The sequence below is a fragment of the Psychrobacter sp. APC 3279 genome (assembly GCF_030407795.1).
In the GTDB taxonomy this organism is placed as follows: Bacteria; Pseudomonadota; Gammaproteobacteria; order Pseudomonadales; family Moraxellaceae; genus Psychrobacter.
Window position 1 is genome coordinate 38,577 of record NZ_JASDCR010000003.1, and the last position, 12,552, is coordinate 51,128.

At 44.0% G+C, this 12,552-nt stretch carries 11 protein-coding genes; 7 read left to right on the forward strand and 4 right to left on the reverse strand.

Annotated elements, in window-relative coordinates; all coding sequences use genetic code 11:
* Nucleotides 1-272: 272 nt before the first annotated feature.
* On the reverse strand, nt 273-2,336 hold the full coding sequence (dxs, locus tag QL898_RS01970; RefSeq protein ID WP_290175609.1) for a 1-deoxy-D-xylulose-5-phosphate synthase: 2,064 nt from the start codon (nt 2,334-2,336) through the stop codon (nt 273-275).
* A 649-nt stretch (nt 2,337-2,985) separates the two neighbouring features.
* Here dxs and ribA point away from each other — a divergent pair.
* The 3 genes from ribA (at nt 2,986) to QL898_RS01985 (ending at nt 5,596) form a co-directional block, all read left to right on the forward strand.
* Nucleotides 2,986-3,714 carry a GTP cyclohydrolase II gene (ribA, locus tag QL898_RS01975; protein WP_290175610.1) on the forward strand — a complete coding sequence of 243 codons (729 nt, stop codon included), beginning with the start codon at nt 2,986-2,988 and terminating at the stop codon, nt 3,712-3,714.
* Between the two features lie 58 nt (nt 3,715-3,772).
* Nucleotides 3,773-4,732, forward strand: coding sequence for an oxygen-dependent coproporphyrinogen oxidase (hemF, locus tag QL898_RS01980; RefSeq protein WP_201568599.1), 960 nt, complete (start codon nt 3,773-3,775; stop codon nt 4,730-4,732).
* Nucleotides 4,733-5,119: 387 nt separating this feature from the next.
* Nucleotides 5,120-5,596, forward strand: a complete 477-nt coding sequence (locus QL898_RS01985; RefSeq protein WP_290175611.1) for a cytochrome c — start codon at nt 5,120-5,122, stop codon at nt 5,594-5,596.
* Nucleotides 5,597-5,723: 127 nt separating this feature from the next.
* Here QL898_RS01985 and QL898_RS01990 read toward each other — a convergent pair whose 3' ends face one another.
* From QL898_RS01990 to QL898_RS02000, 3 genes are all read right to left on the reverse strand, one after another.
* Entirely contained in the window at nt 5,724-6,701 is a 978-nt protein-coding gene (locus QL898_RS01990; RefSeq protein WP_290175612.1) for a mechanosensitive ion channel domain-containing protein, read from the reverse strand.
* A 72-nt stretch (nt 6,702-6,773) separates the two neighbouring features.
* Nucleotides 6,774-7,337 (reverse strand): lactoylglutathione lyase, encoded by a 564-nt coding sequence (gloA, locus tag QL898_RS01995; RefSeq protein WP_290175613.1) that lies wholly within the window; start codon nt 7,335-7,337, stop codon nt 6,774-6,776.
* Between the two features lie 186 nt (nt 7,338-7,523).
* On the reverse strand, nt 7,524-8,162 hold the full coding sequence (locus tag QL898_RS02000) for a carbonic anhydrase (RefSeq protein ID WP_057758161.1): 639 nt from the start codon (nt 8,160-8,162) through the stop codon (nt 7,524-7,526).
* Nucleotides 8,163-8,563: 401 nt separating this feature from the next.
* Between QL898_RS02000 and potA the strand changes: the two genes are divergently transcribed.
* From potA to QL898_RS02020, 4 genes are all read left to right on the forward strand, one after another.
* A complete protein-coding gene (potA, locus tag QL898_RS02005; RefSeq protein ID WP_290175614.1) occupies nt 8,564-9,805 on the forward strand; it encodes a spermidine/putrescine ABC transporter ATP-binding protein PotA in 1,242 nt (413 codons plus the stop codon).
* A complete protein-coding gene (potB, locus tag QL898_RS02010; RefSeq protein WP_290175615.1) occupies nt 9,805-10,683 on the forward strand; it encodes a spermidine/putrescine ABC transporter permease PotB in 879 nt (292 codons plus the stop codon). Before potA ends, potB begins: the two co-directional genes overlap by 1 nt.
* Nucleotides 10,683-11,489, forward strand: coding sequence for a spermidine/putrescine ABC transporter permease PotC (gene potC, locus QL898_RS02015; RefSeq protein ID WP_290175616.1), 807 nt, complete (start codon nt 10,683-10,685; stop codon nt 11,487-11,489). Before potB ends, potC begins: the two co-directional genes overlap by 1 nt.
* Before the next feature lie 115 nt (nt 11,490-11,604).
* Nucleotides 11,605-12,495, forward strand: coding sequence for a LysR family transcriptional regulator (locus tag QL898_RS02020; RefSeq protein ID WP_290175617.1), 891 nt, complete (start codon nt 11,605-11,607; stop codon nt 12,493-12,495).
* Nucleotides 12,496-12,552: the final 57 nt, after the last annotated feature.

Genomic DNA, 12,552 nt, shown 5'->3' on the forward strand with positions numbered 1-12,552 from the left:
ACCACATCTATGCGATTAAAAACGTGTCTTTTATAAACGAAAACTTATAAAAGACACCCGCATTATACTAAAATTGTTCGATAAAAACGAAAAAACCGTTACGCTGACCAAGCCAGTACTTTGGCGATCATCTAAACTGCGCAAGTTGTAAAAAAGTTAGCACCTGCGGCTAGCAGGCGTTTGCTCCGTTTAAGGAGCTTATATCAGTTTTAATTCATGCCTTTTTAACGCATTAATTTTTTAAAATAATATTGTAACGTTAAAAACATTGCTTAAAATAAGAGCGTTCTAAGCTGTTTGATTACGCCCTCGACATCTAAACCACAGTCAGCCAATTGCTCTGCTTGAGAGCCATGAGCAATAAAACGATCAGGAATACCGATATTAGCAATAGCTGGACGACTTTGCTTAAAGGCAGCCGATTCATTGAGTAAATACTCATTCACTGCACTACCCGCGCCGCCCATAATCATATGCTCTTCTAGGGTGGCTATATGAGTGACCTCTTGTGCTAATAGCGTCTCAAGCATTACCGTATCGAGCGGTTTTACCCAGCGCATATTAACCACCTGTATCTGGCAATCTAACGCTGCATCGTTATTTATTAGGGTTTCTGCTGCTTGCTGAGCAGTTGCTACCATCGTACCAAAGGCCAATAGTGTCAATTTGTAAGGTGCATCAGCTTTACCTAATACTGACTCAACAACCGCTTCACCAACTTTATAATTTTGGGCTGGCTGCTTAATATCAGCACCTGTGCCTGTACCACGCGGATAACGTACCGCCGTACAGCCTGGATATTCATAGCAAGTATTGAGCAAATGGTAGCATTCGTTCTCATCTTTTGGCGCTGCAATCACCATATTAGGCACACAACGTAAAAATCCAAAATCAAACACGCCAGCATGCGTCGCACCGTCTTCACCGACTAGGCCCGCTCGATCTATGGCAAACATTACGTCTAAATTCTGCAACGCAACGTCATGAATCAGCTGATCATATCCACGCTGCAGGAACGTTGAGTAAATTGCAACAATAGGTTTGACACCCTGAGTTGCCATCCCAGCCGCTAGCGTGACAGCATGTTGCTCAGCAATGGCCACATCAAAGAAACGCTCTGGAAAGTGACGAGCAAAGTCCGTCATCCCTGAGCCTTCTTCCATGGCAGGGGTGACAGCTAGTAGCTTATCGTCTTCGGCCGCTTTATCACATAAGAACTGGCCAAACACTTGCGAATATTTTAACGCTGGCTTATCTTTTGAAGCCTTTGCTATTGAAGTATTAGCTGCGTTGGTTTTTGCTTCGTTATCTTCGACAGGCAACTTACTAATTGCGTGATAACCCACTGGATCCAATTCTGCGGGTGCAAACCCTTTACCCTTAGTGGTATAGATATGCACCAATACGGGACCTGATACTTGCTTTGCCAATGACAATACACGCAATAGCTCAGGAATATTATGCCCATCAAATGGACCAAAATAGGTAAAACCAATGGCTTTGAATAAGTTGTCTTCTAGCTGCGGAACATCACGCATCTCTTTATGACGTTTGCGGCGATCGAACGCTTGCATATCAGGACGGTGACAGAGTACTGGCTCACCTGACTCAGAGATATCAACTTGATAACCTGATTCCCAAAGCATCGCTAGATGTCGTGAAAATCCGCCAATAGAGCAAGATATCGACATATCATTGTCGTTTAGAATGACTAGCAAATCAGCATTTTGCTGTACTGCGTCATTCATGGCTTCAAATGCCATACCGCCTGTCATTGCGCCATCACCGATGATGCAAGCAACCGTTTGCTCGCGGCCTTGATAACGCAATGCGAGGCTCATGCCCAGACCAGCTGAGATAGAGGTCGATGAATGCCCAACGCCAAATGTATCGTAGACAGACTCTGCGCGCTCGGGAAATGCCGTCAGACCGTCTTTAGATCTGATAGTACCTAGCTGCTCACGGCGACCTGTCAGTACTTTATGAGCATAAGCCTGATGACCCACGTCCCAGACGATTTGATCTTGCGGCGTCTCTAACAAATAATGCAATACTATGGTCAGCTCAACCACGCCCAAATTGGCACCAAAATGCCCACCGCTCTGACCAGCTGAATACAATAGAAAAAGGCGCAATTCATCAGCCAGCGTAATAAGCTTGGCAGCCGAAAGCGTGCTGAGGTCAGTGGGTGTATCAATTGCATCAAGCAATGGCGTATGAGGACGCACACGTGGAATCACAGTATAGGTCTGCTGTAAGCTCGATAGCTGAGCAGCAGAATCCAGCACTGATGTAGATAGGGACTGAGACTTTGGAGAATGAGGTGACTGCTGCATAAACCGTACGATACCTACCAATCTGCTGACAAGACGTGTCTTTAAAATATAGCGGTGACTATAATCAAAAGACGTCAATAATACCTACATCATCATTGATGTAATCGACCATATAATTATTCATGCAACTTTCGTATTTGTATAGCTGCGCTACTTACGACAGTACACACGCTAGCACAATAGACTGCGCGTCAATACCAACGTTTTGATATCAAAATATTGATGCTTTTATACTATTGACTACTGAGGGGTGACATTATGCCCTATTATTTTGCATCAATAGCGGATGTTAGTGACGACATAGTAATGTAAGGGTAAAGACTTGTCACTGTATCCGTCAAAATAGTATGGCATAATAGCATTTTTTTTTAATTGTCGCTTTAATCATCGTGCGTCGTCTGTGAACTTTGTGTGTTTTTATAAAAAATACAATGAGCACGCTGTCTTTATGAACAGGTTATACTGGTATCATCTTAATCTTAGCAGCAAAGTTTAGGTGACATGCTCATCTCAACTAATAGTTATTTCGAAAACAGTAGTTATCTCGAACAATAGTTATCTCGAACAGTAACCGACTCAAACAGTGCTCGTTTCAAACAGCAATAACATACTTTTCACCGCCACGACTTTAGGCTTATGTAGGACAGCAATGTCATATCAATTTATCACTAGTGCCAAATTACCCACTCGTCACGGCGAGTTTGATATTCATATCTTTGAAAATAGCGAAGGTCAAGAGCATGTCATGCTGACGGTTGGTCTAGATGTGGTCGATCAACAGACAGATGTCATGGCTAGCCAATCCTCAAACGACACGATATTGAACCAAAAGAACGAATCGATAGCGAAGCAAGTACCGCTCATTCGTATTCATTCTGAATGTCTGACAGGCGACGCGTTTAGCTCATTGAAATGCGACTGTGGTCCACAGCTCAATACTGCCATGCAAGCTATCCAAGAGTCCGGTTGCGGTGCAATTTTGTATTTGCGTCAAGAAGGCCGCGGTATTGGTTTGACCAATAAGATTCGTGCGTATGCCCTCCAAGATCAAGGGCATGATACGTTGGATGCTAATCTCATGTTGGGCTTGCCTGCCGATGCGCGTATCTATGATATGTGTGGTCCGATGCTTGCCCATGTCGGTGTTGACGCTGTCAGGCTCATTACCAACAATCCAAACAAAGTCGCTTATCTGACTGAGCATGGTATTGATGTTGTTGAACGGGTGCCATTGTTGGTTGGTGTCAATGATATGAATGCGGAATATCTAGCAACCAAACGTGATCGCATGGGCCACTTGTTTGATAAAAATATCAATCTTGATATAGACGCTTCTCTCGATACAGACCTTAATACCGCCATACACCTGAATAAATAGATATCTTATGAGTATTACAAATACAAATAACGAAACAGACTTATCAACGGTAGCGTCCGTGACGACGCCAACCAATAACGACATCATGCGAGTGCGTGAGTTTTTGGTTGATTTACAAGCACGTATCTGTGAATCGCTAGAAGCACAAGAGCGTGACGGCAGCACTAATGACAACGAGTATGCGACCTTTGTACCTGATGACTGGGAACGTCCTGAAGGCGGCGGTGGTCGGTCGTGTGTATTGGCAGATGGCGAGGTCATCGAAAAAGCGGGCGTCATGTTTAGTCATATTCATGTACATAACCTCCCTGCTTCTGCGACCGCGCGTCATCCTAATATCGCTGGGCGTAAAGCCCAAGCAATGGGCGTGTCACTGGTTGTCCATCCCAAAAATCCAAACGTGCCTACGAGCCATGCCAATGTGCGTTTATTCGTAGCAGAAGCGGAAGGTGAAGCACCTATCTGGTGGTTTGGCGGTGGTTTTGACTTAACGCCATTCTATCCGGTACTCGCTGATTGTGTACACTGGCATCAAGTCTGTCATGATCTATGTGCACCTTTTGGAGACAATATTTACGCTGATTTTAAACAGTGGTGTGACGAGTATTTCCATCTGCGCCATCGTGATGAGCAGCGCGGCATTGGTGGTTTGTTTTATGATGACGTCAGTACTGAAAGTCGTGGTTGGGACTTTGAGACTTGCTTTAACTTTATGAAAGCAGTTGGCAACGGTTATCTTGACGGTATCATGCCGATTTTTGAACAACGTAAAAATACGCCTTATACTGAAGCGCAGCGCGAGTTTCAGCTCTATCGCCGTGGCCGCTACGTCGAATACAATCTGGTCTACGATCGTGGCACGCTATTTGGACTACAAAGCAACGGACGTATTGAATCCATCCTAGTCAGTATGCCACCGCTTGCCAGTTGGCATTATCGTTTTGAGCCTGCTGAAGGAACGCCTGAATTTGAGTTGACCGATTATTATCTAAAACCGCGTGATTGGTTAGCACTATAAGTTTCGTAAATATCACAGCATTCATATTTTTGGAAAATATTAAAAAGGTCAGCTACTATTCGCTGGCCTTTTTTATTGTCAGTACTATCCAAATGAACCATTCTCACGTTGTTATCGTACAGAAATACGTTGTGCAGCTACTATACAATTATCGCAATCAACCTTAAGCACACACAACCAAGTTAAGGTATGCTTATTTAAAATATTACGAGGATATAACAACTATATAATTCCCATCGCGCAGATAACCGTTACAATAGAAGACGTTCTTTATTAGCAACTGTGCTCAGAAGAATTTTAGGCAGTATTTTGTATAACTATATTTTAAGTCAAAGCGAGCGTTTATAATCGCGCTTACTATTAGCCAAGTTTAAAGGAGTAAGTCATATGGCACAGGTTCATACCAACAAATCTTTCAAATCTCTGTTTAGCGTTACTTTGATAGCGGCTGCACTGGGTCTAACGGCCTGTAGCACCTCAACAGGATCTAACCCTGACGTGCAAGCGCGTCAAGACGCCATGAAAAACTGGGGCGATGCAATGGGCGTTATGGGTGATATGGCAAAAGCACCTGACACATTTGATGCCGATGTATTTAAAGAGCAAGCGGCGTTCTTGGCGGAAGATGCCGCCAAGCCTTGGAGTCATTTTGAAGATTCAGAAGCGGTAGGTAATGCAACCGAAGCGGTTTGGTCTAATGCTGATGGATTCAGTGCTGAAGCTGAAAACTTTCAAAAAGTCACTGCTGAGCTAAACGCCGCCGCTCAAAATGCCACTAGTATGGACGATGTTAAACCTGCCTTTGGACAAGTTGGTGCAAGCTGTAAATCGTGCCATACCGACTTTAGAGCAAAAGACGAATAAGCCTCTACATTTATAGCAAGTAGACACGTATAAAAACCGCCATATCAATTGATATGGCGGTTTTTTAATTTTCTAACTATTGTGGGAATTAAGGTTTCGAAACTAAATAAACATTTCACTGAGCGCGCTACTCTGCCACTGTCTTATTCACATCCACAGCGTCTTGTTGCTCGTTCATTTTATTAACGATTGCACTTACTGAAGGATCACTCAAATCGATCGTACGTATTGGGAATGGAATATTTACGCCCGCTGCATCCAATGAGGTTTTGATACCTACAATTACTTGATGAATCGAGGCAACCTTATTGGCTTGCGTACCATCTTCGATGAACCAGCGTACCATTAGATCAATGGATGAACCACCAAAACCAGTAGCGATCACACTTGGCGTTGCTTTCTTTGAGACGCTCTCTATCTTATCTAGCGCTTTTATAATTTCAGCTTTGGCCGCTTCGATATCATCTTCATAACCGATACCAACTGCGACTTGTAGACGGCGCTGCTTATAAGCGGTATTGACAGTCAATGCTGAAGTATAGAGATCTGAGTTTGGAATCACCACTTGCCTGCCATCATAAGTCTTGATGGTGGTTGCACGGATTTTGATATCTTCGACTGTTCCTTCATAGTCGCCTGAAACGATTTGATCACCGATACGAAATGGCTCTGAAATCAGCAGCAAAATACCAGAGAGCAAATTTTGGAAGATATCCTTAAAAGCAAAACCGATAGCCACAGAACCAATACCGAGCGCGCCAATCAACTTAGCAGGGGTGAACCCCGGTACTGCAATAACCATCGCTATCATAAAGCCAATAAAGAAAATAAGCGCCCCGCCTACCCGCTGAAACACTTTAACCAAGTTCTGATGCCGACTACGACTACCTAATAATTTGTGAACGATTTTTTTAAAGACAATCGATAAAAACCAAAAAATTAGGATAACGATAATTGATGCGACAAAATATGGGATGCGTTCAACAAAGCCAATCCATATCTCATTTGCCGAACCAAGGATGCTTTGATAGGTCAATCCATCTGTCGTCGTAGCCTGCGCAGCTGTCTCAGCACTCAGTGTCGTGTCTGCCTCAGAGGTAGGCATATGGGTGATACTCCTTTATTCTATTTATTTCTATTAGCGCACTTATCTTAATAGGGGCTGTCGTTCTGTTACTTAGCCCATCAAATTGGCCTGTACGATTTCGATCCAGTAGCCGTCCACATCTTTGATAAAGGCAATGTTTTTCATGCTGCCATCTTCTGGACGTTTTTTGAATTCGACGTTGTTTTTATCGAACCAAGCAACCGCTTCATCCAAGCTTGGAACGCTAAAACAAATATGACCAAAACCTTGTGGATCTTGATTGCCATCATGATAGCTAAAGTCAGCTTTTGTCTCGGTACCGTAGTTGTGTGTCAACTCCAAAATACCACGTTGACGGAAAGCGAAAATTTCTAGATCATCGCCAGTTGGCAAGTTTTCGCGCTCGCTCTCGGTCAACTTAGCCAAGAAATATAAATCGAATCCCATGTCAGGAAACTTCTTAACAGCAAGCAAGGTCATGCCCAAGACGCCAGTGTAAAACGCTAGCGATTTAACAGGGTCTTTAACACGCAGCATGGTGTGGTTAAAAGTAAAACCGGTCGTCTGTGACGAAATTGGCTGAACACCATCAGTATTAACGCTGCTAGCAGGCTGGTCTATTGCGTGGTTATTGTTGTTAGATGAAGTAGACATAATTATCCTAATATAATTCAAAAAATAAATGTATAAATACGCAAGTCACGATTGTCGTGATTTGCGTCGTTCTCTTATCATAATAAAAAATGGCGAAATAACTGATAGGGTTTTGTAAGAATATGAACAAGGTGTGTTCGTCTGTATGCCCTAACTAGCTAGTTGTCTGAAGCTATCTAAGACTGACTAGCTATCTAAAAAACGCACTTTTCCTGTCTCGAGATCATACTCAGCACCGACTACCAATAGCTGCCCACTATTGGTTAAGTCCTCTAATGCACGTGAGCCATGCTTTAGTTGACTGACTGACATACGTACGTTAGCTCGGATTGAGCGATCGACCAGCTCGTCTGCATCGACGTCTTGACCATTGGCGGTTGCTAGTTCGTGCAAGTTATAAACGCTTGGACGAATACGATCAACGATAGATTGCAAGTTAGGTGAATAGTTCTGCTCAGGGTTAATCAATGTCTCAACGCAAGCCGTGACAGCGCCACATTTTGAATGTCCAAGTACCACTACCAATTGCGTACCAAAGGCTTCAGCTGCAAACTCGATTGAACCAATCTGCGATGGTGCAACCACGTTACCTGCGACTCGTATAACAAACAAATCTCCCAAACCTTGATCAAAAACAATCTCAACTGGTACTCGTGCATCTGAACAACCCAAAATAATAGCCAATGGATTTTGATCCTTGACCAACTCTGGACGGCGCTGCATATACTCATCGGTACTGGTGAGGCTATCAACGTAGCGTGCATTACCTGCTTTTAAAAGCTCAAGCGCTTCTTGACCTGTGGTTGGACGTATATCGGTAGGCATGAGAGATCCTTTATCATCAATAATATTAGAGTTATAAGCTGTTTTGCATACATGTATTCAAGCATACATTGGCTATTTATCGCCAAACTATCAGGCTAATCATGTTTGTCAGCCATAACGTGATTGTATAGGAATAAAAACCAAAAAACGGTAAAAAAATTTGTCTAAATATCGCTAGGTGAATGTAGTCACATCTAAAAATACAGCTGTATATATCGCTGCTACGACAGTATGACTCGCGTAACTTATAACGAACTTGCACTGACTTATATCAAGGGTTTGTTATAATACGCAGCACTCAGGCAGCATTTAGACCGTAATCAAATCGTGCTTACGCTCATGCCAATCCCTATAATGACAGCCAGCTGCATATAGATGTTAGACGCTTAGGAACAGATATTATGACCGATTTATCTCAAAATACGCATAACACCTCTGCGTCACCTCATGATGATCAGGTGCTGCTGCAACTGACTGGTCTAAAAAAAACCTATGATCAAACCGAAGTCCTAAAAGACATTAACCTTGATATTAAGCATGGTGAGTTTCTGACGTTACTTGGCCCATCAGGCTGTGGTAAGACGACATTACTACGCTTGATTGCAGGCTTTGAACAGCCTAATGCTGGGGCGATATATTTGGATGGCGTACAGATGGCAGGCTTGTCCGCTGATAAACGTCCGGTCAATACCGTATTTCAGCAGTATGCGCTGTTCCCTCACATGAGCATCGCCCAAAACGTGGCTTATGGTCTAAAGCTAAAGAAAGTCCCAAAAGATGAAATCCAAAGACGTGTTAGCGAGATGCTAGCGATGGTACAGCTAGAACATTTAGCCAACCGTAAGCCGCAAGATTTGTCTGGAGGTCAGCAGCAACGAGTTGCGATTGCACGTGCGGTGATTAACCGTCCTAAACTACTATTGCTTGATGAGCCATTATCCGCGCTCGATCACAAACTGCGCCTGCAAATGCAATCTGAGCTGAAGCGTCTGCAACGTGAGCTAGGCATCACCTTTGTTTTCGTGACCCATGACCAAGAAGAGGCGCTCTCGATGTCAGACCGTATTGCCGTGATGAAAGACGGTACGTTCCAGCAAATCGGTACGCCTATCGAGATTTATGAAACCCCTGCCAATTTGTTTACTGCAAAATTCATCGGCGAGACCAATCTGTTTAAAGCTCAGGTCAAAGGTGTCCATCCAGACCAGCCAGATCGCGATGGCAAAGTGACTAACGGACGTATCGAGGTCGAAGTCTGTGAAGCGCAAGCACAAGAAGGGCCAACCACCTTACGCAACTTACGTCGTCCCAATTTTGCCAACGATGTACAAGTGGGCGATATCGTCAACTTACTACTTCGCCCCGAAGACCTGCGTATATACGATCCAAAAGACAACGAACATAGCGGACTGTTAGGCCGTGTCATCGAGAGTAACTATAAAGGTAGCACCTTAGACTCGATTATCGAACTGGCAAATGGTCATATCATTAAGGCCTCTGAGTTTTTTGATGAGGATGACCCGAGCTTTGATTACAAACTAAACGAGGGCGTCAAAGTCTCATGGGTAGATGGCTGGGAATGGGTATTGCCAGAAGACTCTGAAGCTGTGCCAGACAAGACTGTACAAAAGGATGGTAGCTGATGGCCCGCAACCACTTAGGCAGTAAAAGTCCATTTCGTACCGCTACGCTTTGGCTAATCTGGGGGTGGCTACTGATATTTGCACTATTACCAAATATCCTAGTCATCGCTGTCAGTTTTTTGACCCGTGATAGCAGTGCGTTTATTAGCTTACCTGTTAGCATCGACAGCTATGTGCGGATGATTGATCCATTGTATTTTGAGGTATTTGTCCACTCATTATGGATGGCAGGTATCACAACGATCATCTGCTTGCTACTGGGCTATCCTTTTGCGTGGCTAGTATCTAGGGTAAAAGTACGATGGCAACCGCTGCTTATGCTGCTATTGATCCTGCCCTTTTGGACCAACTCTTTGGTACGGACTTATGCGCTCAAATTACTATTTGCTAACAATGGCTTGATTAATAAATTGCTATTGGCAATTGGCGTAATCGACACCCCTATCGATATTCTATATACCCAAGGCGCGGTGATTGCAGGACTAACTTACTTGTTATTCCCGTTTATGGTGCTACCGCTATATGCCGTATTTACCGATTTGCGTAATGACATGCTATTGGCTTCTCAGGATTTGGGTGCAACTAAAACACAGACCTTTTGGCATGTGGTATTGCCATTAACGACACCGGGAATTATCTCTGGTGTACTGCTCGTGCTATTGCCTGCGATGGGCATGTTTTATGTGGCAGATATCTTGGGTGGTTCTCGTAACTTATTGGTCGGTAATATTATCAAAAACCAATTTTTGGATGCGCGTGATTGGCCCTTTGGTGCTGCGGCCAGCGTGTTATTGACACTGGCAATGGCAGTATTATTACTTGCCTACCGTGCCAGTAGCCGCCGCATTGGCAAGACTGACTTTAACGAGGTGGCCTAATGTCTTATAGCTCACCGAATAAAAAAAATCGTACGCTCAAAATTGGCAGTATCGCCGCCAAAGGCTATCTCGGACTGATTTATGCCTTGTTGTACCTGCCCATCATCGTCTTAGTGGTAATGTCCTTTAATAAGTCAAAAATTGGCTACAACTGGGGCGGCTTTAGCTTAAAGTGGTATGAATCACTATTCAATAACCAAGCAATGCTCGATGCGTTTTGGCACTCTATTGTATTAGGATTGGTGGCAGCCACCGTCTCAACTTTGATAGGTACGCTTACAGCGCTGGCATTACACCGTTATAATTTTCGCGGTAAAGGCTTGCTAAACGGTCTGCTGTTTGTCCTGATGATGTCGCCTGAGATTGTACTCGCTATCTCATTATTAGCATTGTTCTTACTGATTGGTTTGCAGTTGGGCTTTGTCTCACTGCTATTGGCGCACATTACTTTTTGCCTACCCTTTGTTGTCATTACCGTCTTTGCACGATTGAATAGTTTAGATGAGCGTTTAATGGAAGCGGCACGCGACTTGGGTGCTAACGAATCAACCATGGTGCGCACCGTATTGATTCCCGTTATCTTGCCTGCGGTCATGGCAGGTTGGTTGCTAGCTTTCACTTTATCGCTAGATGATGTAGTGGTATCGACCTTTGTTACAGGGCCTAGCTATGAGATTTTACCGCTGCGCATTTATTCTATGGTGCGCGTAGGACTCAAGCCAGAAGTCAACGCCATTGGTACGTTATTGCTGGTCGCTTCACTAGTATTGGTCGTTATCTCACAGTTGTTGTTACGCAAGCGCTAGATGTTAATTGCTGACTAATTGCTTATGAACTACTCATTAATAATGGACTATGAGTGAAAGTCAGCGCTATATTGACTATAATGAATTTTTCTCACCTTAGCGGTTAGGTTACATTATGCTTGAGCTACGTCATCTTAATACATTAACCGCGCTACGAGCGCATGGTTCACTTGCAGCAGCGGCGGATGAGCTGCACGTTACTGCCTCGGCCGTTTCGCATCAATTAAAAGAGCTTGAGAACTATTACGACATCAGCTTGGTCAATCGCCGGACGCGCCCGCTTAGTTTTACGCCAGCTGGTAAAGCAGTATTGGCATTGGCAGACAACATCCTACCGCAAGTTACTCGTACCAAATCTAACCTCAAACGCTTAGCACATGGTCAAGCAGGTAGATTACGCCTAGCATCAGAGTGTCACAGCTGCTTTGATTGGCTGATGCCGATACTTAACCACTATCGCCGTGAATGGTCAGATGTCGAGCTGGACTTTGCCACAGGGTTTGAGCCTGAGCCGCATCATCTACTCATGGAAGGTGATATTGATCTGCTTATTACTACCAGTGATTTACCGCTCGATGGTATCAGCTATCAGCCATTGTTTGAATATGAGAGTCGTTTGGTACTTTCACCAACACATGATTTAGCTACTCAAAAATTTATTGACCCCAATGATTTGATTAACGAGACATTGATTGCCTATCCCGTAGAGGCCAAGCGTCTCGACATCATTGCCAATTTTATGACGCCAGCACAAGTAAGCTTTGAGAGTGTTCGTACGACAGAGCTGACCGCGATGCTAATTCAGTTGGTCGCCAGTGAACGCGGCGTAGCAGCATTGCCTGATTGGGTGGTTGCTGAATACGAGAAAAAAGGCTGGGTCGTATCACGACCACTAGGAGAAGGGGTTCATTGTCAGCTGTACGCAGCGACGCGTACCTCAAGTCGAGATACGGCGTATATGCAGGGGTTTGCGAATTTGTTAGAGGGTATTGTAAAGCCAGTTTAATATTACACTGTTTATTACATTTTTTGGTTATAAAATATCGTTCGCTTTCTTACGTTA